This window comes from Gramella sp. MT6 (assembly GCF_019357415.1).
In the GTDB taxonomy this organism is placed as follows: domain Bacteria; phylum Bacteroidota; class Bacteroidia; order Flavobacteriales; family Flavobacteriaceae; genus Christiangramia.
The window spans coordinates 104569-129062 of the sequence record NZ_CP048410.1 but is presented as its reverse complement, the minus strand read 5'-3'; the positions used below and the strand labels follow the sequence as shown (position 1 = coordinate 129062).

Here is a 24494-nt window from a genome sequence, read left to right as displayed (position 1 = left end):
ATATCGTTTCAAAGATTATTTTACTTCGTATCTCCAGCCAAATTTATCTTCAGCTTCATTATATTGAATCTTCATTAGTTTGTCCTTGAAGAATTTAGCGTAGGAATCCTCTATTTTTGGTAGTTCGAATTTCTTATCCTTATGGCCGAAACCAACAATTGGGTTAATTACTGTAGCAGTACCAGATCCAAACATTTCTTTCAATTCACCATTTTCAGCCGCCTCAATAATTTCCTGAACGCTAACCCGGCGAACTTCAGTATCAATATTGAACTCTTCAGCTAAGGTTAAAACACTTTTTCTGGTAACCCCGTCAAGTATCCTGTCATTAGTAGGAGCAGTGATCAATTTATCTCCTATTCTGAAGAAAATATTCATTGTTCCTGCTTCCTCAAGGTAATCATGAGAATTGGCATCTGTCCAGATGATCTGCTGGAAGCCTTCTTCCTTGGCTAGATTAGTAGGATAAAATTGTGCGCCATAATTTCCTGCGGCCTTGGCAAATCCAACTCCGCCATCTGCCGCACGGCTAAATTTTTCTGAAAATTTCACTCTAACCTCACCGCTATAATATGCCTGTGCCGGGGAGCAAATGATCATGAATTTATATTCTTTGGCAGCAGAAGCTGAAACTCCAGCTTCAGTAGCTATTACGAATGGACGTATGTATAAGCTATTTCCAAATCCCTTTTTGATCCAGTCTTTCTCCAGCTTTAAAAGTTCTTCCAGTGCAGTGAAAAAATACTCTTTAGGGAATTCAGGAATAGCAAGACGTTTGCTAGATTTATTGATTCTTTCAAAGTTCTGGTCTGGTCTAAATAGCCAGATTGTGTCATCTTTGTCTTTATAGGCCTTCATGCCTTCAAATACAGCCTGTCCATAATGGAAAACTCTCGCAGACGGTTCTAAAGATAGAGGACCATATGGTTTAATTACTGGTGTTTGCCATTCCCCATCTTTAAAATCACACTCCATCATATGATCTGTAAAAACCTGCCCGAATACGAGATTATCAAAATTGGTATCTTTAATTTTAGAATTGGGAGATCTTTGTATATCTATCATTGATGTGAGATTTTTCATAATAATTGGATTAGCCACAAATTTACCCAATTAAATGCAGAATCAAAATCTAAAGTTTTGGTAAATTTGAAGCTTAACCCTTACAATACTTGATATCCATGAGAATGTATTTTATACTCGCTATATGCGTGCTGGGTTTTACTGCCTGTAGAGATCATGAGACAAAGCAGCAAAACGATTTAGCCTTAGCTAATATTGAACAACAGGATTATAAAAGTTTTGGAGAAGAGATCTCACCTGTCAGCAGTTTAACTGCCCGGGAAATGAAAGAAAAATACCAGGCACTTGCTGCCGGCGATACTATTACTGCCAAATTTTCTACTACTGTAAATAGTGTTTGTAAAATGAAGGGATGTTGGATGACTCTTGATCTCCCAGATACTGATGAAGATCCAATGGTGAAATTCAAGGATTATGGGTTTTTTGTTCCTAAGGATATTGAAGGGAAGCAAGTGATCGTCGAAGGAATTGCCTTTATGGAAGAAACATCTGTAGAAGACCAGAAGCACTTTGCGAAAGATGCTGGTAAATCCAAAAAAGAGATCGAAGCTATTTCAAGACCATCAAGAGCTCCAGGCTTCCTGGCCCATGGGGTACTAATAAAACAATAGTTTGGAAAGAAAGATCATTAAGACTGAAGACGGTTCGGTAACCATTCATTTACCGGAATGGAATGAACAATATCATTCTAAACATGGAGCTGTGCAGGAAGCGAGGCACGTTTTCCTGAAAATGGGTTTGTTTTATCATCTAGAAACTTTTAATCCTTCAGAGATTTCAATATTAGAGATTGGATTTGGAACGGGACTCAATGCATTTCTCACAATGATTGAGGCGGAACGTTTAAAACAGAAGATCGAATACACCGGAGTGGAGGCTTATCCAGTTTCGGCTGAAGAAGTCTTGCAGCTTAACTATCCTGAAGCGTGTCAGGCGGAAGAGTGTCAGTCCGAATTTAGCGAAATGCATACCATACCGTGGGAGGAAAGATCTGAAGTCACAAAATATTTCAGTTTAAATAAACTTGAAAAAAAGTTTGATGAAATAGAAGATATTGAGCTTTATGACCTCATTTACTTTGATGCTTTTGGAGCTCGAGTTCAGCCTGAACTATGGACAGAGGAAATTTTTTCTATTATGTTCAAAGCCTTAAAAGAAAATGGAGTTCTCGTTACATATGCGGCAAAAGGCAGCGTGAGAAGAGCTATGCTCGCTAACGGTTTTCTGGTAGAAAAACTTCCCGGACCTCCCGGAAAAAGAGAAATGTTAAGGGCTGTTAAAAAATTGGATGAAAGCAGTTAAAGGTCTTATAAAATGCAGCGCACCCCTGATGTCTTACGTATCTTAACAAGAAAAACTTATGCGGGTATTGATCACAGGTGCTACAGGACTTATTGGAACGGAGTTGACTAGATTATGCCGTGAAAAAGGAATAAAGGTAAATTATCTCACCACCAGTAAATCTAAAATTGAGAAAGAAGAAGATTATCAGGGATTTTTCTGGGATCCCAACAATAAAGAGATAGAAACTGGATGTCTGGATGGCGTTCATACCATTGTGCATCTTGCCGGAGCCAGTATAGCAGAACCCTGGTCTGATTCTTACAAAAGAAAGATCATTAAAAGCCGCACAGAAACCGCCGATTTACTTTTCAGAACTTTAGAGAAAACCTCTCACCATGTAGAGAATTTTATTTCTGCCAGTGCTATTGGCGTTTATCCTAGCAGTCTGGAAAAACTTTATTTCGAGGATAACGAGCAGGTAGCCGATAATTTTGTGGGTGAGGTGGTTCGGAAATGGGAGGCAGCAGCAGACCAATTTGAAAGTTTAGGCATCGATGTCGCTAAAATAAGAGTAGGATTGGTGCTTGCGGAAGATGGTGGTATGCTGGAGAAGATCAAGAAACCAATTTCTCTGAATATGGGGGCAGCGCTGGGTAGTGGTAAACAATGGCAATCCTGGATACATCTTAAAGACCTTGCCGGGATATTCCTGTTTGCGATCGAGAATCAATTAACCGGAGTCTACAACGCCGTTGCTCCAAACCCTGTCACCAATAAAGAATTGACCAAAGAACTGGCGGCCAAAATGGGAAAATCTATCTGGCTTCCAAATGTTCCAAAATTCGCTTTAAAGACCTTGCTTGGTGAAATGTCTGAAATTGTTCTTTCCAGTCAGTTAGTTAGCTGCAAAAAAATTGAACAGGTGGGATATAACTTTGAATATACCAATCTTTCCAGGGCGCTAGGAGATCTTACATAAAGACAAAAAAAGACTGCCATTTGGCAGTCTTTTTATAAATTCAAATTATAAACTTAAGCCTTTTTAGCTTTCAGGTTTATTTTCAAGGCAACATCATCATAGATGAATTCGTCACCAAGACCTTCAAATACAGATTTAGAACCGTAGTTCACATTCCACTTTGTACGGTCAATAGTAAATTCTTCACTGGTGATCATTAAGTTCTCACCATCTTTAGAAATACTTACCGGGAAAGCGATATTTTTGGTTTCCTCTTTAATAGTAAGGTTACCCTGTAACATAGACTGTCCTTCTTCTTCGGTAATTCCAGTTACTTCGAAAGTAGCTTCAGGAAATTCGTTTACATTAAAAAAGTCACCTTCTTTACCTTCAACAGTTCCTTTTAAGTGAGCTTCCAGGTTAGTTTTTTGGTCACCTTCAAGGTCTGTAACCTCAATTGACTGCATATCGATCACGAAAGTTCCGCTTTCGATAATACTGTCATTAGCCTTAAATGATCCATTGGCTACTTTAATAGTACCAGTATGAGTTCCTGTTGGTTTTTCACCCTGCCATTCAATGGTAGATTCAGTAGGAACAACCGTAAATTCAGTTGCCTCCGCCTCTGCGGTAGCTACTTCTTTCTCATCGGTCATTTCTGCTTCGTTATTGTTATTCTTACATCCGGTAACTGCCAGTCCCAGACCTGCGATCACAAATGCATTTAGAAAAATACGTTTCATTACAAATTATTTTTAAAAAGTTAAGGCGCAAAAGTAAGGGTAAATCGGTTCGTAATTTCATAAAAAATTACTAAATGTATCTGATGACATTTTGACATTTTTAATGAATTGGCAATGAATTTGACCAGTTGTGCGTGTAAGTAAATTTAAAAGTAATGAGTCGAAAAGAAGATAAAGTTAAAGACGATAAAAAGAACATCAAGGACCAGGTTGAAGATAGGATCGATGATGCTATCGATGAGGTAGAGGGAAATGATGAAAATACAGAAGAACAGATAGATGCCAGAGAAGAGGAGCTTACTGAAGAAGAGCTCTTAAAAGAAGATCTTCAGAAGGAAAAGGATAAATTTCTAAGACTTTTCGCGGAGTTCGAAAATTATAAAAGACGTACTTCAAAGGAAAGGTTAGAATTGTTTAAAACTGCCAATCAGGAAGTAATGACAGCTATGCTGCCTATTATGGACGATTTTGACAGGGCTCTGAACGAATTAAAGAAATCTGGAGATGAAAACCTGCTAACAGGAATTGCTTTAATTCACAATAAACTTAAGGAAACCCTTAAAGCTAAAGGCCTGGAGAGAATGGAAGTTGAACAGGGAAGTGACTTTGATTCAGAGATACATGAGGCTATTACTCAGGTTCCTGCGCCCTCAGATGATCTTAAAGGCAAGATTGTTGATGTAGTAGAACCTGGATACAAGCTGGGAGAGAGAATCATTAGGTATCCTAAGGTTGTAACCGGAAAATAAGAATCGCTTTTACAAATTTTGTAAAAACCCAACATGAAAGAAGATTATTACGAAATATTAGGTGTTAGTAAGGACGCCTCTGTAGCCGAAATTAAGAAGGCATATAGAAAGAAGGCTTTAAAATATCATCCAGATAAAAATCCTGGTGATGCCAAAGCTGAAGATATGTTTAAAAAGTCGGCTGAGGCTTATGAAGTTTTAGGAAACCAGGAAAAGAGAGCCAAATATGATCGTTTTGGTCACCAGGCCTTTGAAGGTGGTGGCTTCGGCGGCGGAGGTGGTATGAACATGGATGACATCTTCAGCCAGTTTGGTGATATCTTTGGTGGCGGTTTTGGTGGCGGATTCTCTGGCTTCGGTGGAGGTTTTGGCGGCGGCCAGCGTCGTGCTAAAGGAAGTAACCTGAGAATTCGGGTAAGTCTTAACCTTGAAGAGATCGCCAATGGATGCGAGAAAAAGATCAAGGTTAAACGAAAAGTTCAGGCTGCAGGTACTACTTATAAAACCTGTTCTACCTGTAACGGTACCGGGCAGGTGACACGTGTGACCAACACTATACTTGGTAGAATGCAAACCGCATCGCCATGTACCACTTGTGGTGGAAGCGGCCAGATGATAGATAAAAAACCTGAAGGCTCAGATGCTCAGGGACTTGTAATGCAGGAAGAAACTGTATCTATTAAAATACCTGCAGGGGTTGAAGATGGTATGCAGTTAAAAGTTTCCGGAAAGGGTAATGACGCTCCGGGTAATGGAATTCCTGGAGATCTGCTTGTAGCTATAGAAGAAAAAGAGCATTTAAGTCTGCAAAGAGAAGGAGATAACCTACACTACGATCTATATATCAGTTATTCTGAGGCTGCTCTGGGAACTTCCAGAGAGATAGATACGGTTACAGGAAAGGTTCGTATCAAGATTGAAGAAGGAGTACAGTCTGGTAAGATATTAAGACTTCGAGGTAAAGGTATTAGTAGTATAAATGGGTATGGTAAGGGAGATTTGTTAGTTCATGTGAACGTATGGACCCCTAAAACCCTATCTAGAGAACAAAAGGATTTCTTCGAAAAGATGGCAGAAGATGAGAATTTCCAGCCAAATCCAGAAAAAAGCGATAAATCCTTCTTTGAAAAAGTTAAAGATATGTTTTCTTAGAAAGCCGGTTTTAAGAAAAAATTTATATATTTGAGAATCACTAAGTCTTTTAGTGATAATTTTTCTTTTTCATAGCAATTTTTTTCCCATCCTTAATCTAATTAAGGGTGGGTTTTGTTTTTGTAGGGGTTTATTAATTATAAAATCTTCTTAATCGACTTCTACTCTCTGTCTATTTCTATATCTTTAACACTTCTCAAATGACTATATGGAAAATCTTTTGGTTGCGGAGAATATCTACAAACGCTTCGGAAATTTTACTGCACTCAACAATGTTTCAATAAATATCCCCAAAGAAAGTATTTTTGGACTTTTAGGTCCTAATGGGGCCGGGAAAACCACGTTGCTTCGCATAATTAACCAGATCACGATGCCGGATGAAGGTAAGGTCTATCTGGACGGTAAACCCTTGCATCCAGATGATATTGCACATATTGGATATTTGCCTGAAGAACGGGGATTATATAAATCCATGAAAGTAGGTGAGCAGGCACTTTACCTGGCACGTTTAAAAGGTTTGAGCAAAGCAGAAGCTAAAGAAAGATTGCAATACTGGTTTAAAAGACTGGATATTGAAGCCTGGTGGGATAAAAAGATCCAGGAGCTTTCAAAAGGGATGGCACAAAAGGTACAATTTGTCATAACTGTATTACATAGACCAAAACTGCTTATTTTCGATGAACCCTTCAGTGGTTTTGATCCTGTAAATGCAAATTTGATTAAAGATGAAATCCTTCAGCTTAAAAACGAAGGAGCCACGATCCTGTTTTCTACCCATAGAATGGAAAGCGTAGAGGAGTTGTGTGATTATATCGCCCTGATTCATAAATCCAATAAGTTACTTGACGGCAAGGTTTCTGAGATCAAGAAAGAATATAAATCTAATACTTTTGAAGTCGGCATCAATGCTAAAGATGAGGTAGCTTTATTAAAGGAGTTGGAAGATCGTTTTCAAACGGGTCCGGCAAGATTTAAAAGTATTCAGGAAGATCTTAAACTTAGTATCAAGCTTAAAGATCATGAGAATTCAAATGATCTTATCCAGTATTTATTGTCCCGGGCACAGATCAATCATTTTGTTGAAGTGATCCCATCAGTAAATGACATTTTTATAAAAACCGTAACTCAAGATGCGTAACCTACGGCTAATAATCAACAGGGAATATCTGGCAAGGGTTAGGAATAAAACCTTTATTGTCATGACATTTTTGAGTCCCCTCATCTTTGTTGGAATGATCATGCTTATTGCTTATTTAAGTATGCTGAACAGTACCGAGCAGAAGATCATAGGTATCCATGATGAAAGCGGATTATTCGCTGGTGAATTCAAGGATGGCGAGCAGGTGCAATATCTGGATTATTCAGATAAGGACCTTGTGTCGGCTCGGCAGGAAGTGCTTGAAAATGAGTATTTCGGGCTTATTCATATATCAGAAGTAAGCTCAACTTTCGGAAAACCTGAGGTGGAATTTTTCGGAAAGGATACTCCTGGTTTTGGTACCATTGAGAATATTGAAAAGACGATTTCAGATAAACTAACCCGTGAACAGCTTATCGCTAAAGGAATAGATGTTTCAGAAATAGATAAGGCCAGAAGGGATGTGAGCGTTGAAATTCAGAATTTCGCAGGTGAGCATAGTTCTAAGATGTCTAATTATATAAAGATGTTTTTTGGTGGTGCCGCCGGCTACCTGTTAATGATGTTCATTATTATTTATGGGAATATGGTAATGCGTAGTGTGATCGAGGAGAAAACCAACCGTATCATCGAGATCATAGTATCCTCGGTGAAACCATTTCAGTTATTGCTTGGGAAAGTCCTTGGAACTTCACTTGCCGGGATCACCCAGTTTACGGTTTGGGTAATTCTGGGGACGGTTCTGTTATTAGGCGTTTCTTCGTTTTTAGGAATAGATCCAAGTAATGTTCAAACTCCGGCTTCAGCGGCCATCAATGGTGCTGCCCAGCCAGAGATCAACCAATTGGTAGTAGATATTTTAAAATTACCCTACGCCAGTTTATTAAGCTTTTTTGTGATCTATTTTATTGGCGGGTATTTTCTGTATAGTGCAATTTATGCTGCCATAGGTGCAGCGGTAGACAGTGAGACAGATACCCAGCAATTCATGTTTCCTATTATTCTTCCACTTATCTTAGGGATCTATGTTGGTTTCTTTTCGGTGGTGGAAAATCCACATGGAACTGTTTCAACCATATTTTCAATTATACCTTTAACCTCACCAATTGTGATGTTGATGCGGATCCCTTTTGGAGTACCTTGGTGGGAAATAGCCATTTCCATATCTGTACTTATAGCGACGAATTTCGGGGTTTTATGGTTATCGGCTAAAATATACCGTGTAGGTATACTTATGTATGGTAAAAAACCTACCTATAAAGAACTGTATAAATGGCTTAAATATTAAGTATGCAGCAGGATCAAACAGCTAAAGAAAAAGTTACTGAAGTAATTGAACAGGATATCTGGGGTACTATTAAAGATATCTGGGAGTTTGGCTATACTTTCCCTATTGGAGGGGAGCCGGTGACCATTTCTGTTGGGATGATCGTTCTGGTAATCCTAGCTTTTGTTATTGCGAGCCTGCTTTTAAGGATCATAAGATCCTTTATTACCTCCAAGCTTCAGGAGGAGGATAAGATGAAGTTTATCAGCGTCTTTAAATTCATAAAATATTTTGTGTACCTGGCGGTAATCCTGATTACACTTAGTTCTGCAGGAATAGACGTGACTATACTTTTAACCGCGTCAGCTGCCTTATTCGTTGGTCTGGGTCTTGCCTTGCAGGAATTATTTCAGGACGTGATAGGTGGGATCTTTATTATCCTTGATAAATCATTGCTTGTAGGTGATGTAATCGAAATGGATGGACGTGTTGCCCGAGTTTTCGAAATAAAACTGAGGACGACACGCGCCCTTACCAGGGATGATAAAGTTATGATCATCCCAAATCATAAATTCATTAGTGATACCGTTTATAACTATACTCAAAATCATAAAACGACCAGGGAAGCCGTTAAAGTAGGTGTTTCTTATGGAAGCGATGTAGAAAAGGTGCGTGAGGTTCTACTGGAGAGTGCCCGGGAACAAAAGGGGATCTTAAAAAAACCAGAGCCGTTCGTGCTTTTTGAAGATTTTGGTGATTCTGCCCTATTATTCGGACTTCATTTTTATGTGTCTGATAGTTTCGTTGATCCAAAGGTAAAAAGTGAACTTAGATTTAAAGTGAATAACAAATTCAGATTGAACAATATTACCATTCCTTTCCCACAAAGAGATGTTCATATGTTCTATCCTGAAAAAAGGCAAATGTTGGAGGAATATGATGACAATGAAGATGTATAAGATCCTATTCATTTTTCTAATTTTACCCTTCAGTTTTACTGCCTTTTCGCAACAAACAGATCTGGTAAGGATCGAGTATACCTATTTCCCGCAGAAGAATTCAGATAATTCATTTAGGAGATCCAGGGCCATCGGTGCTTTTCCCATCAGGTTAAAGAAAGAAGGATCTTACCTGGTACCTAGCCTCGAATACAGAAATGTACATTTTAAGTATAAAGATCCGGAGGTTTTTGATACCAGCGACCTGGATAGATTCCAGTCTTTTACCGTAACTCTTGGATATACCTTTAAAATGAAAAATGACTGGAGGTTTGGTGCTGAGACGGGTGTAAAGATCGCTTCCAATTTCTCTCAAGGACATATTATAAGTGATGATCTTATCTATACGGGAACAGTACTATTTGTAAAAACCAAAGAGGATCCGGTTAATGACGATGCCTCCAGATTAATATTAGGTTTAAGGTATTCTACAACCGCAGGATTTCCATTTCCGTTGCCCATTGTGAATTATTACAAGCGCTGGGATGAAAAGTGGTCTTATGCGATTGGAACTCCAAAATCCAATTTAAAGTATTATTTTAATTCGAGGCACGAGATGCAGGCCTTTGTAACCCTGGATGGATTCTTTGCGAATATTCAGGAAAATTTTGATGCAACTCCATCGAATACTGGGAATGATAATATTGCTGAAAATATTTCCATGACCATTGTTTTAAGTGGTTTGGGTTATGAATTTAGCTTTACCGATCATCTTAAATTTTATATTTACGGGGGGCACACGCTAAGAAATGACATCAGGTTGCGGGATAGCAACCAGGATGATGTCTATACGATTAACGAAACCAATACCTTTTATGGTAGAAGTGGAATAAAATTTACAATATTCTAATGGCAAAAATATTATTAATAGAAGACGAGGCGTCGATAAGACGGGTACTTAACAAGATCTTGACTGAAGAAAGTAAAGATTATGAAGTTACCGAAGCTGAAGACGGACTCGCGGGAATGGAACTGGTTAAGAACGAAGATTTCGATCTTATCCTTTGCGATATAAAAATGCCCAAAATGGACGGGGTCGAGGTTCTCGAAGCCGTTAAAAAGATAAAACCTGAAATTCCGGTAGTAATGATCTCAGGTCATGGTGACCTTGATACTGCCGTAAATACCATGAAAATTGGGGCGTTCGATTATATTTCGAAACCACCAGACCTCAATAGATTATTGAATACCGTAAGAAACGCCCTGGATCGTAAAGAACTGGTTGTGGAGAATACAAGGCTTAAGAAGAAGGTAAGTAAGAACTACCAGATGATCGGGGAGTCTGAGGCTATCCATAATATCAAGGATATGATAGAAAAAGTAGCCCATACCGATGCACGTGTTCTTATTACCGGGCCTAACGGAACAGGAAAGGAACTTGTGGCACATTGGTTACATCAAAAGAGCGACAGGTCTAAAGGACCAATGATCGAGGTAAACTGTGCCGCCATACCTTCAGAATTGATAGAAAGTGAACTTTTTGGCCATGTTAAAGGAGCCTTTACTTCTGCAAATAAAGACAGGGCGGGTAAATTTGAAGCTGCCAATAAGGGAACTATTTTCCTTGATGAGATAGGAGACATGAGCTTATCTGCGCAGGCGAAAGTTTTGAGAGCACTGCAAGAAAACAAAATTTCCCGTGTAGGTAGCGATAAGGATATTAAGGTAGATGTGCGAGTAGTTGCCGCTACCAACAAAGACCTGAAAAAGGAAATTGAAGAGAATAATTTCAGAGAAGACCTCTATCACAGATTGGCAGTAATCCTCATCGAGGTTCCTGCTTTAAAAGATAGAAAAGAAGATATTCCTCTCCTGGTTGATTATTTCAGTGAAAAGATCGCTAGTGAACAGGGAACCAATAAAAAAGAGTTCACCAAAGAAGCCATTGAAGTTCTAAAAGAGAGCGAATGGCGTGGAAACGTTCGTGAATTACGAAACGTGGTAGAACGTCTTTTCATCCTTGGAGGAAAAGAGATCACCGATGAAGACGTAAAACTATTTGGTAGCCGATTCTAAGGCCTGTAATTTCTTGGGTTTTTAGGATCGTATTTTAAAAAATACATGGTGTCACCACTAGGATGATCCCATTCATGAAAAAGATCAAAACCAACCCGTTGGTAAACGATAGCATTCGTTCTACCGCGGGTTTCTGCATATAATGGAAGACCTGTATCATGAGCAGTCCGGAAGAAAACATCCTTCATTTCTTTTCCTACCTGGGTGTCTGCACCACGATATTCTTTTAGGATTCCCCAAAACCAACAATACAGGTATTCACCTTCCTGCGGTCTCTGCTTTTTGATATAATCCTGGGTTTTAATGATGTCCAGCGCATTCTTGACCCCGGTTACATTAGCAACCAGTTTAAGTTGTGACCATAGGTCCTTCCAGATATTATTATCCTTCTTGCTTGTTTTAAATAGAATGGCGATGCCCTGCTTATTCTCTGAAACGATAAGCGCATCCTTTTCAATGGCTTTATCCACCATGTGAGTAGCCAGGTATCTGAATCTGCGGTCCCTGTTTCCTCCTTTTTTCACTATATCCATAGATGAAGGGATCTCCTTTAATAAGGTGGTTACCTTCTGGATGATATCTTCTCTTTCTAATTTATCCAAGCCTTGTGTATTTGTCGCGAAGATAAAAAAATTAACTTTTATAAAGATTGTATATTTATTGATAGATACTCAACTTATGAAGCACATAGACCACAAACAATTCAAGGTAACTTCAAAAATTGACCTTTCTAAGGTTAAAACCCATCTGGAACTTGACGAATCTGAAGATGATATCAAGGACGAAATGAAGGAAATTCGCAAGGAACTTGGAGACTGGCAGGATACATTATATGCGTATGGAAAATATTCGGTTTTGATCTGCCTTCAGGGGATGGATACCGCTGGTAAGGATAGTTTAATTCGTGAGGTTTTCAAAGATTTTAATAGCAGGGGAGTGGTGGTGCACAGTTTCAAAACTCCTTCAGATAAAGAATTAAAGCATGATTTTTTAAGGCGGCATTATATCGCTTTACCCGAAAGGGGGAAATTTGGGGTCTTTAACCGTACCCATTATGAGAATGTTCTGGTGACAAGAGTTCATCCTGAATATATTCTGAATGAAAATTTGCCTGGGATAAATTCGGTTGCAGAAATTGATGAAAATTTCTGGGAACAAAGATTTGAAAATATCCGGGAATTTGAAGATCATATTGCAGATAACGGAACCATCATTTTTAAATTCTTTCTTCACCTTTCTAAAGAGGAACAACGCCAGCGGTTACTCAGAAGGCTTAATAAACCAAATAAGAACTGGAAATTCTCGCCGGGAGATCTTAAAGAGCGTGAGCTATGGGGAGAATACCAAAAATATTATCAGGATGCTATCAATAAGACATCCAGAGAAAATGCTCCCTGGTATGTGATTCCTGCAGATGATAAGGATACTGCTCGTCTCCTGGTGGCAAAGATCCTTCATGAGGAACTTACCAAATATAAGGATGTGAAAGAACCAGAACTGGATCCAGAGATTAAAAAGAATCTGGCGGAATATCGGGAACAGTTAAACCTAGAAAAGAATTAAAGTTCCTATTCGAATAAATAAATAAAAAACTGTTATTTAGCAGGCAAAATAAAATTTAATGAAATCATTCTATACTGTTCTTAGTCTGTTGTTTATATGTCTAGGGACTTCAGCCCAAACAAACTCCGCCGAAGATTCACTCAATATTAGGAAGATCTATGATATGTCTTTGCTTAACGGAAAAAGCTATGATTGGTTGGATCATTTATCTAATGAGATCGGGGGTAGACTTTCCGGATCTTATGGTGCTGAACAAGCTGTAGAATATACCAAAGCAGAGCTGGAAAAATTAGGATTAGATAAAGTATGGCTTCAGCCTGTAATGGTTCCTAAATGGACCCGTGGGGAAAGAGAATTTGCTTACGTTCAAACAGGTCCCGGGGAAACGAGGAATGTGAATATTACTGCACTAGGAGGTTCTATTGCTACGCCTGCCGGCGGGACTAAAGCTGAAGTGATAGAAGTACAGGGAATTGAGCAATTAAAAGAATACGGGCGAGAAAATATAGAAGGAAAGATAGTTTTTTATAACAGGCCAATGCGTGCAGATCATATTCAGACCTTCGAGGCCTATAGTGGTTGCGTGGATCAAAGATATTCAGGAGCCATGGAAGCTGCTAAATATGGTGCTGTTGGAGTGATCGTTAGATCAATGAACTTGAGGATGGACGATCTCCCCCATACCGGTTCTATGATCTATGGTGATACTCCGATAAACGACAGAATTCCTGCAGCTGCGATTTCTACCAATGATGCTGCCTATCTTAGCAGTATTTTAAAAATACAGAATGATCTTGAACTATATTTCAAGATGAGCTGTGAGCAGCATGAAGATGTCCAGTCATATAATGTGATAGGTGAGATCACCGGTTCAGAATCTCCTGAAGAGATCATGGTCGTGGGAGGCCATCTGGATTCCTGGGACCTTGGTGATGGTTCACATGATGATGGCGCCGGAGTAGTACAGTCTATGGAAGTTCTAAGGTTATTTAAGGAAGTAGGATATAAACCAAAGAAAACCTTACGTGTGGTTCTTTTTATGAATGAAGAAAATGGTTTACGCGGAGGAAATAAATATGCTGAGGTAGCTAAATCAAAATCTGAAGACCATGTTTTCGCCCTGGAAAGTGATGCAGGTGGATTTACTCCAAGAGGATTTGGTTTCACTTCAACTGAAGAACAATACAATAAGATCTTATCCTGGAAAAGTCTTTTCAAACCATACCTTATTCACTACTTTGAAAGAGGTGGCGGTGGTGCAGATATTAGTCCACTTAAAGGAGGCAAGACCGTACTAGCAGGTTTAAGACCAGATTCTCAGCGTTATTTTGATCACCATCATGCGGCTAACGATACTTTTGAGCATGTGAATAAAAGAGAACTGGAACTTGGTGCAGCCACCATGGCATCTTTAGTTTATCTGGTAGATAAATACGGTTTTGAATCTGGTAATAACGAAACCGATAAGGGAACGGAATAAGGAATATTCTGTTTAAAGAATTTCTCTATATTATCTTTCAAAGAATCACAAAGAGGCTACCTTTGCAGACTTAAAAATTAGTTTTGCAGCTTTCGGCCTATACCAGAGAATTCGGAAAAAATCTTAATATCGCATACCCGGTGATGCTTGGCCAGTTGGGTCATGTCATGGTAGGGCTGGTAGATAATCTAATGATCGGGAGACTGGGAGCAGCGCCTCTGGCGGCGGTTTCTTTAGGAAATGCTCTCGTATTTATCGCTATGTCTATGGGAATAGGATTCTCCTTTGCCATAACTCCTTTGATTGCAGAAGCTGATGGAGCTGATGATCTTGAAGGCGGCAGAAGCTATTTTCATCATGGGCTTATTCTGAGCACGATCAACGGGTTACTTTTATTTCTTTTATTATTGATCGCCAAACCGCTCCTGTATTACTTGGATCAGCCTGAGGAAGTGGTGGAACTGGCTATTCCGTATTTAAATATTGTGGCCCTTTCTATGTTGCCACTTATGGCATTCCAGGCATTCAAACAGTTTGCAGACGGTCTTTCACAAACAAAATATGCCATGTATGCTACGCTTCTGGCGAATATCGTGAACGTGGTCTTTAATTATCTGTTGATCTATGGAATCTGGATTTTTCCTAGACTAGAACTTGAGGGAGCGGCCTGGGGAACCCTTATTTCCAGGTTTTTCATGCTTTGGTTCGTTTGGGAGATCCTGAGGCGAAAATCAAAATTCATTGAATATTTCAAATGGTCCAAAAAGGAAATGATCAAATGGTCAATTTTCAAAAGGATACTTTCGCTAGGTTTTCCAACGGCATTACAAATGCTATTTGAGGTGGCGATATTTACAGGTACCATTTTTCTTGCCGGAAATCTTGGTACCAATCCACAAGCAGCAAATCAGATAGCATTGAACCTGGCTTCTATGACCTTTATGATCGCGGTAGGGCTGGGAGTTACGGCCACAATTAGAGTAGGTAACCAGGTAGGACTAAAACAGTACCGGGAACTAAGGCGAATAGGATATTCTATATTTCTACTGGTTTTTCTAATCGAAGCAGTATTTGCACTTTTATTTATACTGCTTAAGGATATTCTACCGGTGTTTTATATAGATAATGTTGAGGTTATTTCCCTTGCCGCACAATTACTTATCATTGCGGCCTTATTTCAGTTGAGTGATGGTGTACAGGTAGTGATATTAGGTGCTTTAAGAGGACTACAGGATGTAAAAATTCCTACGGTGATCTGCTTTATTTCTTATTGGGTGATTGGCTTCCCGGTCAGTTTTTATTTCGGGCAGGAAGAACAATTAGGTAGTATGGGAATCTGGCTCGGATTACTGGCGGGCTTGACATCCTCTGCATTATTACTATATTTCCGCTTTAATTATTTGAGTCGAAAATTAATTCGAACAAAAGAAACTATAATAGCATAATTCAAAATATATGGAGCTGCCAAAATTTATACTAGGTGATAACACCGATTTTCCTGAATCCATTTTCGTGATCCATACAGAATTCCCCCGTTTTATCATTGATCTTAAGGATGATGAAGTAGAATGGCTGGAGGATTTTGATAAGGATGATGAAAAGGAACTTTCCAGCGAAGCTGAAAGTCTGATCACCCAGGCTAACGAATTCTACGATCGCGAAGTCAACAGATACGAGGAGGATTAAATGGAGAAATTAGCCGAATTAGACAGGGAACTTTTTTTGTATCTGAATAATCTGGGTTCAGAAAATTGGGATTGGATGTGGATCGCCATTAGTGATAAATGGATGGCTATACCGCTTTATGCCCTATTGCTCTATCTTATTTTTAGAAAATTCGGCTGGAAACCCACGCTTATTACAATGGTTGTGGTCGCTTTATTGATCACGGCTACAGATCAGTTAGCCAATCTTTTTAAACATGGTTTTGAAAGACCCAGGCCTTGCAGGCAGGAGGGAGTTATGGAATATGCCAGATTTGTTGCAGAGAGGTGTGGAAGATTTGGATATTTCTCGGCCCATGCGGCTAATTCAACAGGAGTGGCTGTTTTCTTAAGCCTGCTGTTCAAAAAGCATTACCCAAAACTATTTATGTTTTTACTGATCTGGGCGATTGTTGTGTCCTACAGTAGAATATACCTGGGAGTGCATTATCCCGGGGATGTTATTACCGGAATGTTCATTGGAGCTGTTTTTGGATATCTTTTTCAGCAACTAAGAAAATTCCTTACTGCGAAAATTCTAAAAGAAGACCTAAGCCAGGCTTAGCAGATGTTTGGCGGCAGCAAAAGCCGTAGTTTTATTATTCTCGATCAGATCCAGTTGTTCTTTAAGGGCTGTTTTAATTCTGGGATCATCATAAAACCTGCTTTTAAGATAATCATTCACAGTTTGAAACAGCCAGAATTTATTTTGCTCCAGTCGGTTATGCAGAAAATATCCATTCTCATCGACCTTTGCTTTGAATTCGGTGATCATCTTCCATATATCTGAAACACCTTCATTATAAAGCGCGCTGCATAATTTCACTTCTGGTTTCCATTCACTTTCCTTTGGAGGATATAGTTGTAAAGCCCGTTTAAATTCTAATTTAGCCTCCCTGGCAGGTTTTTGATTTTCTCCGTCTGCTTTATTGATCACAATAGCATCTGCCATTTCTACGATACCACGTTTTATTCCCTGTAATTCATCTCCGGCACCAGCCAGTTTTAATAGAAGGAAGAAATCGGTCATGCTATGCACGGTAGTTTCGCTTTGTCCCACTCCAACAGTTTCTATCAAAATAACATCAAAACCTGCTGCCTCACATAATAAAATACTTTCCCTGGTCTTTCTGGCCACTCCACCCAGCGAATCTCCACTAGGAGAAGGTCTTATAAAAGCATTTGGCTTGGTGACCAGATTTTCCATTCTTGTCTTATCTCCAAGGATACTACCATGTGATACAGAACTACTGGGATCTACTGCCAGAACAGCTACTTTCTTCCCCTGATCTATGAGATAGGAACCAAAACTTTCAATGAAGGTACTTTTTCCCACTCCGGGCACTCCCGTTATCCCAATTCTTATAGATTTATGTGCATGGGGTAAAGCGCCTTCAATGAGGAATTCGGCTTGTTTCTGATGAGTTTTTTGATTGCTTTCAATGAGAGTGATCCCTCGTCCCAATGCAGTTTTATTGCCTTTTAATAGATCGTTCAATAAGTCCTTTTCAGAGAATTTATTTTTTCTAAAACTTCTGATCTTTTTAGCGGATTCTGCACTTATATTCTTAGAAGCAGGATTGCTTTCAGACTCGCTTAAGGCTGATTTTTGCTGTTCTTCACTCAAAATAGGGAGGAATATTTATGACAAATTTATGAATTCGTGTTTCAGGCATCTTCAAATGCTTGTTATATTGAAGAAAACTAAATTACTTAAATTATTTCACGCAATGAAGAATTTGTATAAAACTAAAGTAACTACCCATGGAGGGCGTAATGGCCACACCCGTAGTGAAGATGGTATTCTCGATATGGAACTTAAAATGCCTAAAAGTATGGGCGGTGAAGGTGGTGAATACTCCAATCCCGAACAACTTTTTGCGGCAGGTTACTCATCTTGCTATGGTAGTGCTTTAGAAGTTGTTGCTAAAAAACATAAAGTAGATCTTGGTGATTATAGCGTGACTGCTGTAGTGAAGTTAGGACAAACCGAATCTGGGAACTTGCAGCTATCTGTAACTCTCGATTCTTACATTCCTAACGTCGATGTAGAAACAGGTGAGAAGCTGGTAAATGAAGCACACGAGATCTGTCCTTATTCCAGAGCAACTAGAGACAACATAGATGTAACTTTGAATCTACTACTTGACGAATAGATTCCGAAATTATGATTTATTTGAAGAGTCGCTAATTTGCGGCTCTTCTTTTTTTATAGGTATACTCACGCTCGTATCATCCCAGGCCAGCAACATATTTACGAATTCTCCAGATCTTTCGAAAGATATAGTGAATTGTTCCAGTTGGGCATTGGTTTTTTCAACAGGTCTTTCCAGAATGAGCGAATCGAATCTAGGGTCTCTATATGCCTCTTCATCCAGATTGATTCCCCACGGATACATTTTTGAATTGAACATGACCTTCCAGCTATTTTCCATTGGAATTGTCCAAAGGGTATATTTCCCAGCTTTCAATAAACTTCCATCTACCAGGATGTCCTGATTTGTTTCAAAAGTGGTAGCTTCATTAGCGCCGGTTCTCCATACTTCATTATAAGGTACCAGGTTCCCAAATATCTCTCTATCCTTTTTGTAAGGACGATTATAAAATACATTCAGCTCTAACCCATCCTGTTCATAGGTGATAGTATCTTCCGGACTATGAGCTTTAGTAGTATATCTTAGAATAATAATAAGGATAAGACCCAGTCCTATAATGATACCACCGATCTTCAATATTTGTTTAGTAGTTTTATTCATAGCTTTTTTCTAAATAGCTTTTCAAAAATTCGGCCATAACGTATTCAATCTCCGAATATTGCTTCTAATTACGGGAAGATGGTACAAATTTGAAATTTTTTTCGGAATTTTTGCAACGCGGGACATTTCGTCTCGTCTTTAAAGTGAACTAACCCATCAAAAACAAATAAAATTGATACAGCATAAGCTAATAGAAGCTTGTAAGCAGAACAGCCGGAGGGCTCAACTCAAGCTGTACAACAAGTATTGTGACGGGATGTATTATGTGGCCTTGAGATTCATGAAAGACTCGATGGAAGCCGAGGACGCTATGCAGGAAGCTTTTATAAAAGCCTTTGCAAAATTACATCAGTTTAACGGTGAGGTCACCTTCGGGGCCTGGTTAAAAAAAATCGTTATCAATAAATGTTTAGACAAGCTAAAAGCTAAAAAACTGGAATTGGTTGCGATCAATGAACAGGTACTTGGCACCGTAGAAGAAGAGAACAACTGGCAGGTTGAAGATGGAATAGGATTAGAGGAAGTGAAACAGAAAATGGAAAATCTGCCTGAAAAATATAAGTATCCTTTGATGCTGTATCTCGTAGAAGGATATGATCATGAAGAGATAAGTGAAATTTTGAATATCACACAGGTAGCCTCACGCACCCTGGTGCACAGAGGGAAAAAGAAATTACAGGAAGAACTTAAAACATTAAGTAATGGGACAGGATATTAGAGAAATGTTTCGCAATGACGAGCATTTAGGAAAAGAAAAGCTGAGCAAAGGACATCAAAGTAGATTTGAAGCCAGACTCAATGAAGCTTTGCCGGCAGAAAAGAAGAAGAGCAGTTATTTCAGTTTTCTTCAGATTGCTGCCATACTGGTAGTTGCTTTGGGAATTGGAGGTTTCTTCTTTTTTAATAACGGTGGGAATCCTGTTCAGGATAATAATCAAATAGTGGATACACCGGTTGAAGAACCGAAAGAGGAGAAAGAAATTCCAACTACAGAATACAGGTTAAGCGATGTTTCTCCTGAATTCAAAAAGATAGAAGATTACTATATGGCAAGTGTGAATATTCAACTTGCAAAACTGGAAATGACCCCAGATAATAAAGAACTTATAGATGCATTTATGAAGAAACTGGAAACCCTGAATGAAGAATATATAGCATTGAATGCTGAAATTCAGGAAACCGGTTTAAATGAGGAAACCGTTGAAGCAATGATCGCGAACTTACAGCTAAGACTGGATCTCCTTAAAAAATTGAAAACGAAGTTAAACGAAATTGAACAATCAAAAGAGAACAGATATGAGAACTATCAAGCTTAAATATGTGATCCTGTCACTGCTTTTTATCACTGTGGGGAGTTTTGCTCAAACCAAAAAACTGAGCAAGACCTATAAAACCTCTCCAGATGTGAATGTAGAACTCGATTCCCGTCACACCAATATCATCATCGAAAACTGGGATAGGAACGAGGTACAGATTGAGGCTTATCTCGAAGGAGATACCGGTGATAAGGAAATGACCAAAAAGTTACTGGATTCCTGGAAGTTAAAAACCTCTGCTGCGAATGGAAAAGTGGAAATTGAATCTGGTGGTGGCAATTCCATGAATATGGACCTGGATATAGATATGGCCGCATTAGAAGGATCCCTTTCAGAATTGCCGGCCTTATTAGAGCCACTTATGACAGACCTTGTAGGCCCTATTCTGAATAATATTGCCGAAAATCCACTTCCACCAGGATTTGCAGAGGATATGAAGGGAATGAAGTTCGACTATGATGCTTATAAGAAAGACGGAGATAAATACCTAGAAAAGTGGGAAGCCGATTTTGAAAAGAAATTCGGGAAGGAATATGAAGCCAAAATGGAAAAGTGGGCTGAGAATGTAGAAAAGAACTCTGAAAAATTTGAAAAAGAGTATGAGGTAAAGATGGAAGCCTGGGGCAAGGATTTCGAAAAAGATATGGAAGCCTGGGGAGAAGAATTCGGTAAGAAAATGGAAGCCTGGGGCGAACAATTTGGTAAACAGTTTGAAGCTCAGATGGAAAATGGCGGAACCAAGGTATTTATCCTGGAAGATGGAAAAGGCGTGAAGTCTAAAAAGACCATCAAGCTTAAAATTCCGAAAGACGCCAAACTTGAACTTAATGTTCGTCATGGAGAACTTAAACTGGGAAGTACAATGAAAAACCTGAAGGCCGATCTGTCTCACAGTCGGCTTTCAGCCAATCGAATATCCGGGAAAGGAACAAATATCAAGGCGGCCTATACGCCGGTTAAAATTGCTTACTGGGATTATGGGGTTCTTTCTACAGAATTCGTGAAGAACTGTAAATTGGATAAAGTTGTGAGCATTAAACTGGAATCTAATTCCAGTGATGTGGTGATCAATGAACTTCAGAAGACAGGTGTGTTAACAGGTTCTTTCGGAAAATTGGACATCAATAATCTAGGTGCCGGGTTCGAAACCTTAAATATCAGTCTGGAGAATAGTGATCTTGAATTGAATGTGCCAGATACAGCCTTCAATTTCACCTTTAACGGAATGCAAAGTTCTATAAAACACCCTTCAGGATTGAAGCTAAAATCTACCAAGTCTTATGATAATGAGATCCTGAATGGGTATAATAAATCAAGGGAAGGAAATTCTAATATCACTATAAAGGCAAATTTCAGCGATGTATTGATAAATTAAAACTAAGCCATTACATTTGGCTACTTTAAGTCGAATGATATGGCAGGTTTTTCTGAATTCATAAATGGGTTAACCACAGGTTTTACGCCTGTTATTGGAGGAGATTATAAGCAAGAGGACTTTGCTTACATCAACCTTTCTGCCGATAATCCTGACCTTTTAAAACTTGAAGTTGCTTCTTCGGAAGCATTTTCCATTTTCATTGATGAATATCTTCGGAATAGAAAAGCCAGGGCGGCCTATGGAGGATATAATGAACTACGGACTTTATATAACCGAAGTGAGCTTTTCAATAATACTGAGGCAAACAGGAATATACATATTGGCCTGGATATCTGGGTGCCGGCGTTTTCAGATATTATTAGTCCTTTAGAAGGCGAGGTCCATAGCTTTCAGGATAATAATAATTTTGGGGATTACGGACCAACTATCATTCTGCAGCATTCTTCAAAAGGCAAAACATTCTATACGCTTTACGGGCATCTTTCCAGGAAATCACTTGAGACTTTAAGAGTAGGAGATAAGGTCAGGGCTGGCGAAAAAATAGCTGAATTAGGTGGTTTCGATGAAAATGGGGACTACGCGCCACATTTACATTTCCAGGTGATGGAAAAAATGCATGATTATTCCGGAGATTATCCTGGGGTAGTGAAAAAAGAAGATCTGGATCTTTTCTTAAAGAACTGCCCCGATCCTAATTTCTTGTTGAAGATCTAAGCTTTCCTGATCATAATTTTACCGTCACCCTGAATTTATTTCAGGGTCTAAAAACTGGAGATGCTGAATCTTTTGAAAAATCGAAATAGCATGATGCAGGTATATTGAATTTAATCTTTTTTCGTCTTCACAAAATAAGCTACGATCGCAGAAGTAACAACCCCTACAACTAAAGCAAAAAAGAAAGACTGAATGATATAAGAAGTGATGTTAAAATATCCTTCTGCAGCTTCCCTGGTCATCGCACCGCTTTCAACAGAGTATTCAATGATATTATTAAAATAATCTGGTGTAATGAATTGATGGGTGATGTATTGAGCAATAGGTGATAATATGGCTACTACGACACTAATTACGATTCCCGAAATAAATCCCTGGCTCCAGGTCATAGTTCCATTATAGAAGTTCTTCCTTTTATCTAATAAAGCCAGAACATAAAGTATGATAGCAACAATGGCAAAGATATTCGTGTAGATAGCGTGCTGGGCAATGTTTTCGTCATGCCAGCCGAGTCCTTTTTCAAGGAACATCCATGCAAGTGAAACGAAACTAAAAATGACACCCCACTTTATTTCAATTGCGAACTTTTTCATTGGTATGTTTGAATTGGTATGTTTGATTGGTTGTAGATTTTAAAATTAGTAAAATCTTTCATCAACAACTAGAAATAAAAAAATCCCGAATGAAGTATTCGGGATGTGATGAAATTTTTAAAATCGGTTATGCGTCTTTATTTAGCTTTTTGGTCGCAAAGAAGCCTGCGAAAAGTCCAAGCCCGGCCAATAAGAAAATAGTACCTGGATAGGCAACATCTTCGTCTACGTTCATATTGTAGGTTAAAATATTCGCTATAAAAATACCTACCCCAATACCTACCAGAAGCAAGGCAAGGTTAATGACTATAACTTTCCATACCGGAGTTACGTGTTTTTTCTTGCTATAGAATATACTAGCATCGGTTCCCTTGTCAATAAGAGCAAGGCGTTCCCGGTTTCTGGCGGAAATATAAAGATAAAATATTCCGAAAACTGTTCCGAAAATAACTGGTAAAACAATGATTTCTGATCCCATGATTTCTTAGTTTTTAATGTGAAAATAATGTTCGTTTGTTATTATGACGCCACGAGATTAAAACCGGTTACAAAAAAGTGTAAATTTATTTCAGGAACATTTTGTAACCGATCCCTGGATGTGGTCGTCATAAGTAATAATGACTAATAACACTGACCAATATTTAGTTGAAAGAACTCTTGAGGGAGATACAGCTGCCTTTGGGGAGCTGGTAGATCGTTATCAAAATTTTGTGTTCACTATTGCGATAAGGATCCTGAAAGTTACTGAAGAAGCCGAAGAGGTAGGCCAGGATAGTTTTATTAAGGCCTATGATTCCTTGAAGAGCTTCCGGGGTGATTCTAAATTTTCAACCTGGTTGTACAGGATCGTATATCATAAAAGCCTTGACAGGTTAAAAATGAATAAAAGACATAGGACCTACGAAATCATTGAAGAGATCACTGAAGATAATCTGGATCACATTGAAAATGGTCTGGAATTCATGCTCAGCGAGGAAAGAAGTTCTATTATTAAAAATTGTATAGACCGTTTACCGGAAGATGAAGCGGCGATCATCAGTTTATATTATTTTGAAGAGCAGTCTGTAAAAGAGATCGCTAAAGTAACAGACCTTACAGAGGATAATATTAAAATTAAATTGTACCGTAGCCGGAAAAAATTGTTCTCATTATTGGAAGGCTATATAAAACCAGAAATATCAGATAGGAATGGAAAAGCAATTTAGCAGAGAAGACAGGTTGATGAATAAGTTGCTGAATGAAGCAGGAACTGAAAAACCATCAGCAGATTTTAAGAAGCAGATCATGATGAAGGTGGAGGCAAGAAATGCCAGTATTAAGCCTTACGAACCCCTAATTTCTAAAGCAGTATGGATGGCGCTTGGCGGAGTGCTCATCGTTTCGGTCTTAGCTTTATATTTTATAAATACAGATGTATCCTTCTCTTATGATCTTAACTTTAATTTTTTAAAGGCTATAGAAATTCCAAGCATGAACCTTTCCAGAACTATGCAAATCGCCATTGCTTTTGTAGCTTTATTCTTTTTGGAAGTTCCGTTTCTTAAAAGGTTTTTGGATAGGGAGTATCGATTATAAACTACAATATTTGTCATTCTGAACTCGT

29 protein-coding genes are annotated in these 24494 nt (G+C 38.7%); 22 read left to right on the top strand and 7 right to left on the bottom strand.

Annotation, left to right across the window (positions count from 1 at the left end):
- Window positions 1-15: 15 nt before the first annotated feature.
- Complete coding sequence (locus tag G3I01_RS00630) at window positions 16-1083, bottom strand: branched-chain amino acid aminotransferase (RefSeq protein ID WP_219550180.1); 1068 nt, start codon at window positions 1081-1083, stop codon at window positions 16-18.
- A 98-nt stretch (window positions 1084-1181) separates the two neighbouring features.
- Between G3I01_RS00630 and G3I01_RS00625 the strand changes: the two genes are divergently transcribed.
- Genes G3I01_RS00625 through G3I01_RS00615 form a run of 3 tightly spaced genes read left to right on the top strand, consistent with a single transcriptional unit; the run spans window position 1182 to window position 3346 of the window.
- Window positions 1182-1694 carry a DUF4920 domain-containing protein gene (locus G3I01_RS00625; RefSeq protein WP_219550178.1) on the top strand — a complete coding sequence of 171 codons (513 nt, stop codon included), beginning with the start codon at window positions 1182-1184 and terminating at the stop codon, window positions 1692-1694.
- Window position 1695: 1 nt separating this feature from the next.
- On the top strand, window positions 1696-2385 hold the full coding sequence (mnmD, locus tag G3I01_RS00620) for a tRNA (5-methylaminomethyl-2-thiouridine)(34)-methyltransferase MnmD (protein WP_219550176.1): 690 nt from the start codon (window positions 1696-1698) through the stop codon (window positions 2383-2385).
- Between the two features lie 58 nt (window positions 2386-2443).
- Complete coding sequence (locus tag G3I01_RS00615) at window positions 2444-3346, top strand: TIGR01777 family oxidoreductase (protein ID WP_219550174.1); 903 nt, start codon at window positions 2444-2446, stop codon at window positions 3344-3346.
- 53 nt (window positions 3347-3399) lie between these two features.
- Here G3I01_RS00615 and G3I01_RS00610 read toward each other — a convergent pair whose 3' ends face one another.
- Window positions 3400-4068 carry a YceI family protein gene (locus tag G3I01_RS00610; protein WP_219550172.1) on the bottom strand — a complete coding sequence of 223 codons (669 nt, stop codon included), beginning with the start codon at window positions 4066-4068 and terminating at the stop codon, window positions 3400-3402.
- A gap of 155 nt (window positions 4069-4223) precedes the next feature.
- Between G3I01_RS00610 and G3I01_RS00605 the strand changes: the two genes are divergently transcribed.
- From G3I01_RS00605 to G3I01_RS00575, 7 genes are all read left to right on the top strand, one after another.
- Entirely contained in the window at window positions 4224-4817 is a 594-nt protein-coding gene (locus G3I01_RS00605) for a nucleotide exchange factor GrpE (RefSeq protein WP_219550170.1), read from the top strand.
- A 33-nt stretch (window positions 4818-4850) separates the two neighbouring features.
- Window positions 4851-5969 (top strand): molecular chaperone DnaJ, encoded by a 1119-nt coding sequence (gene dnaJ, locus G3I01_RS00600; protein ID WP_219550168.1) that lies wholly within the window; start codon window positions 4851-4853, stop codon window positions 5967-5969.
- A gap of 208 nt (window positions 5970-6177) precedes the next feature.
- Window positions 6178-7107 (top strand): ATP-binding cassette domain-containing protein, encoded by a 930-nt coding sequence (locus G3I01_RS00595; RefSeq protein ID WP_219550166.1) that lies wholly within the window; start codon window positions 6178-6180, stop codon window positions 7105-7107.
- The gene (locus G3I01_RS00590; RefSeq protein WP_219550164.1) at window positions 7100-8395 is read left to right on the top strand and encodes an ABC transporter permease; all 1296 of its coding nucleotides are present in this window, start codon (window positions 7100-7102) and stop codon (window positions 8393-8395) included. The genes G3I01_RS00595 and G3I01_RS00590 overlap by 8 nt, the downstream gene beginning before the upstream one ends.
- Window positions 8396-8397: 2 nt before the next feature.
- Window positions 8398-9333 (top strand): mechanosensitive ion channel domain-containing protein, encoded by a 936-nt coding sequence (locus tag G3I01_RS00585; protein ID WP_219550162.1) that lies wholly within the window; start codon window positions 8398-8400, stop codon window positions 9331-9333.
- A complete protein-coding gene (locus G3I01_RS00580) occupies window positions 9311-10222 on the top strand; it encodes a DUF6268 family outer membrane beta-barrel protein (RefSeq protein WP_347708996.1) in 912 nt (303 codons plus the stop codon). Before G3I01_RS00585 ends, G3I01_RS00580 begins: the two co-directional genes overlap by 23 nt.
- Window positions 10222-11388, top strand: a complete 1167-nt coding sequence (locus G3I01_RS00575; RefSeq protein ID WP_219550158.1) for a sigma-54 dependent transcriptional regulator — start codon at window positions 10222-10224, stop codon at window positions 11386-11388. The genes G3I01_RS00580 and G3I01_RS00575 overlap by 1 nt, the downstream gene beginning before the upstream one ends.
- Here G3I01_RS00575 and G3I01_RS00570 read toward each other — a convergent pair.
- A complete protein-coding gene (locus G3I01_RS00570) occupies window positions 11385-11990 on the bottom strand; it encodes a hypothetical protein (RefSeq protein WP_219550156.1) in 606 nt (201 codons plus the stop codon). The two genes, G3I01_RS00575 and G3I01_RS00570, sit on opposite strands and share 4 nt — an antisense overlap.
- 76 nt (window positions 11991-12066) lie before the next feature.
- Between G3I01_RS00570 and G3I01_RS00565 the strand changes: the two genes are divergently transcribed.
- From G3I01_RS00565 to G3I01_RS00545, 5 genes are all read left to right on the top strand, one after another.
- Complete coding sequence (locus G3I01_RS00565) at window positions 12067-12951, top strand: PPK2 family polyphosphate kinase (RefSeq protein WP_219550154.1); 885 nt, start codon at window positions 12067-12069, stop codon at window positions 12949-12951.
- Window positions 12952-13009: 58 nt separating this feature from the next.
- Complete coding sequence (locus G3I01_RS00560) at window positions 13010-14431, top strand: M20/M25/M40 family metallo-hydrolase (protein WP_219550152.1); 1422 nt, start codon at window positions 13010-13012, stop codon at window positions 14429-14431.
- 83 nt (window positions 14432-14514) lie between these two features.
- On the top strand, window positions 14515-15876 hold the full coding sequence (locus G3I01_RS00555; RefSeq protein ID WP_219550150.1) for an MATE family efflux transporter: 1362 nt from the start codon (window positions 14515-14517) through the stop codon (window positions 15874-15876).
- Between the two features lie 10 nt (window positions 15877-15886).
- The gene (locus G3I01_RS00550; RefSeq protein WP_219550148.1) at window positions 15887-16117 is read left to right on the top strand and encodes a hypothetical protein; all 231 of its coding nucleotides are present in this window, start codon (window positions 15887-15889) and stop codon (window positions 16115-16117) included.
- Window positions 16118-16699, top strand: a complete 582-nt coding sequence (locus G3I01_RS00545) for a phosphatase PAP2 family protein (RefSeq protein WP_219550146.1) — start codon at window positions 16118-16120, stop codon at window positions 16697-16699.
- On the opposite strand, the gene meaB is transcribed toward G3I01_RS00545, so the two are convergent.
- Entirely contained in the window at window positions 16685-17761 is a 1077-nt protein-coding gene (meaB, locus tag G3I01_RS00540; protein ID WP_219550144.1) for a methylmalonyl Co-A mutase-associated GTPase MeaB, read from the bottom strand. The two genes, G3I01_RS00545 and meaB, sit on opposite strands and share 15 nt — an antisense overlap.
- A gap of 103 nt (window positions 17762-17864) precedes the next feature.
- Between meaB and G3I01_RS00535 the strand changes: the two genes are divergently transcribed.
- Window positions 17865-18290, top strand: a complete 426-nt coding sequence (locus tag G3I01_RS00535) for an organic hydroperoxide resistance protein (RefSeq protein ID WP_219550142.1) — start codon at window positions 17865-17867, stop codon at window positions 18288-18290.
- A gap of 9 nt (window positions 18291-18299) precedes the next feature.
- On the opposite strand, the gene G3I01_RS00530 is transcribed toward G3I01_RS00535, so the two are convergent.
- Window positions 18300-18890, bottom strand: coding sequence for a DUF2911 domain-containing protein (locus tag G3I01_RS00530; RefSeq protein ID WP_219550140.1), 591 nt, complete (start codon window positions 18888-18890; stop codon window positions 18300-18302).
- A gap of 172 nt (window positions 18891-19062) precedes the next feature.
- On the opposite strand from G3I01_RS00530, the gene G3I01_RS00525 reads away from it, so the two are divergent.
- From G3I01_RS00525 to G3I01_RS00510, 4 genes are read left to right on the top strand one after another with little or no spacing between them, the layout of a single operon-like run.
- Complete coding sequence (locus G3I01_RS00525; protein ID WP_219550138.1) at window positions 19063-19608, top strand: RNA polymerase sigma factor; 546 nt, start codon at window positions 19063-19065, stop codon at window positions 19606-19608.
- Entirely contained in the window at window positions 19592-20206 is a 615-nt protein-coding gene (locus G3I01_RS00520; RefSeq protein ID WP_219550136.1) for a hypothetical protein, read from the top strand. The genes G3I01_RS00525 and G3I01_RS00520 overlap by 17 nt, the downstream gene beginning before the upstream one ends.
- Window positions 20187-21581 (top strand): hypothetical protein, encoded by a 1395-nt coding sequence (locus G3I01_RS00515; RefSeq protein ID WP_219550134.1) that lies wholly within the window; start codon window positions 20187-20189, stop codon window positions 21579-21581. The genes G3I01_RS00520 and G3I01_RS00515 overlap by 20 nt, the downstream gene beginning before the upstream one ends.
- A gap of 39 nt (window positions 21582-21620) precedes the next feature.
- Window positions 21621-22298, top strand: a complete 678-nt coding sequence (locus G3I01_RS00510) for a peptidoglycan DD-metalloendopeptidase family protein (protein ID WP_219550132.1) — start codon at window positions 21621-21623, stop codon at window positions 22296-22298.
- A gap of 110 nt (window positions 22299-22408) precedes the next feature.
- Here G3I01_RS00510 and G3I01_RS00505 read toward each other — a convergent pair whose 3' ends face one another.
- Together G3I01_RS00505 and G3I01_RS00500 are read right to left on the bottom strand one after the other, a co-directional pair.
- Window positions 22409-22891 carry a DUF4199 domain-containing protein gene (locus G3I01_RS00505; RefSeq protein WP_219550130.1) on the bottom strand — a complete coding sequence of 161 codons (483 nt, stop codon included), beginning with the start codon at window positions 22889-22891 and terminating at the stop codon, window positions 22409-22411.
- A 127-nt stretch (window positions 22892-23018) separates the two neighbouring features.
- A complete protein-coding gene (locus tag G3I01_RS00500) occupies window positions 23019-23369 on the bottom strand; it encodes a DUF6249 domain-containing protein (protein WP_219550128.1) in 351 nt (116 codons plus the stop codon).
- 139 nt (window positions 23370-23508) lie between these two features.
- Here G3I01_RS00500 and G3I01_RS00495 point away from each other — a divergent pair, with 139 nt between their 5' ends.
- On the top strand, window positions 23509-24096 hold the full coding sequence (locus G3I01_RS00495) for an RNA polymerase sigma factor (protein ID WP_219550126.1): 588 nt from the start codon (window positions 23509-23511) through the stop codon (window positions 24094-24096).
- Complete coding sequence (locus G3I01_RS00490) at window positions 24080-24466, top strand: hypothetical protein (RefSeq protein ID WP_219550124.1); 387 nt, start codon at window positions 24080-24082, stop codon at window positions 24464-24466. The genes G3I01_RS00495 and G3I01_RS00490 overlap by 17 nt, the downstream gene beginning before the upstream one ends.
- Window positions 24467-24494: the final 28 nt, after the last annotated feature.

Bases quoted from the DNA above. Each gene is read 5' to 3' on its own strand.
- G3I01_RS00605 (WP_219550170.1), top strand. From the start codon at position 4,224: ATGAGTCGAAAAGAAGATAAAGTTAAAGACGATAAAAAGAACATCAAG.
- G3I01_RS00560 (WP_219550152.1), top strand. From the start codon at position 13,010: ATGAAATCATTCTATACTGTTCTTAGTCTGTTGTTTATATGTCTAGGG.
- G3I01_RS00550 (WP_219550148.1), top strand. From the start codon at position 15,887: ATGGAGCTGCCAAAATTTATACTAGGTGATAACACCGATTTTCCTGAA.
- G3I01_RS00580 (WP_347708996.1), top strand. From the start codon at position 9,311: ATGATGACAATGAAGATGTATAAGATCCTATTCATTTTTCTAATTTTA.
- G3I01_RS00510 (WP_219550132.1), top strand. From the start codon at position 21,621: ATGGCAGGTTTTTCTGAATTCATAAATGGGTTAACCACAGGTTTTACG.
- G3I01_RS00590 (WP_219550164.1), top strand. From the start codon at position 7,100: ATGCGTAACCTACGGCTAATAATCAACAGGGAATATCTGGCAAGGGTT.
- G3I01_RS00565 (WP_219550154.1), top strand. From the start codon at position 12,067: ATGAAGCACATAGACCACAAACAATTCAAGGTAACTTCAAAAATTGAC.
- G3I01_RS00610 (WP_219550172.1), bottom strand. From the start codon at position 4,068: ATGAAACGTATTTTTCTAAATGCATTTGTGATCGCAGGTCTGGGACTG.
- G3I01_RS00630 (WP_219550180.1), bottom strand. From the start codon at position 1,083: ATGAAAAATCTCACATCAATGATAGATATACAAAGATCTCCCAATTCT.
- G3I01_RS00515 (WP_219550134.1), top strand. From the start codon at position 20,187: ATGAGAACTATCAAGCTTAAATATGTGATCCTGTCACTGCTTTTTATC.
- G3I01_RS00495 (WP_219550126.1), top strand. From the start codon at position 23,509: ATGACTAATAACACTGACCAATATTTAGTTGAAAGAACTCTTGAGGGA.
- G3I01_RS00490 (WP_219550124.1), top strand. From the start codon at position 24,080: ATGGAAAAGCAATTTAGCAGAGAAGACAGGTTGATGAATAAGTTGCTG.
- G3I01_RS00545 (WP_219550146.1), top strand. From the start codon at position 16,118: ATGGAGAAATTAGCCGAATTAGACAGGGAACTTTTTTTGTATCTGAAT.
- G3I01_RS00595 (WP_219550166.1), top strand. From the start codon at position 6,178: ATGGAAAATCTTTTGGTTGCGGAGAATATCTACAAACGCTTCGGAAAT.
- G3I01_RS00520 (WP_219550136.1), top strand. From the start codon at position 19,592: ATGGGACAGGATATTAGAGAAATGTTTCGCAATGACGAGCATTTAGGA.
- G3I01_RS00530 (WP_219550140.1), bottom strand. From the start codon at position 18,890: ATGAATAAAACTACTAAACAAATATTGAAGATCGGTGGTATCATTATA.
- G3I01_RS00585 (WP_219550162.1), top strand. From the start codon at position 8,398: ATGCAGCAGGATCAAACAGCTAAAGAAAAAGTTACTGAAGTAATTGAA.
- G3I01_RS00535 (WP_219550142.1), top strand. From the start codon at position 17,865: ATGAAGAATTTGTATAAAACTAAAGTAACTACCCATGGAGGGCGTAAT.
- G3I01_RS00575 (WP_219550158.1), top strand. From the start codon at position 10,222: ATGGCAAAAATATTATTAATAGAAGACGAGGCGTCGATAAGACGGGTA.
- G3I01_RS00615 (WP_219550174.1), top strand. From the start codon at position 2,444: ATGCGGGTATTGATCACAGGTGCTACAGGACTTATTGGAACGGAGTTG.
- dnaJ (WP_219550168.1), top strand. From the start codon at position 4,851: ATGAAAGAAGATTATTACGAAATATTAGGTGTTAGTAAGGACGCCTCT.
- G3I01_RS00505 (WP_219550130.1), bottom strand. From the start codon at position 22,891: ATGAAAAAGTTCGCAATTGAAATAAAGTGGGGTGTCATTTTTAGTTTC.
- G3I01_RS00625 (WP_219550178.1), top strand. From the start codon at position 1,182: ATGAGAATGTATTTTATACTCGCTATATGCGTGCTGGGTTTTACTGCC.
- G3I01_RS00500 (WP_219550128.1), bottom strand. From the start codon at position 23,369: ATGGGATCAGAAATCATTGTTTTACCAGTTATTTTCGGAACAGTTTTC.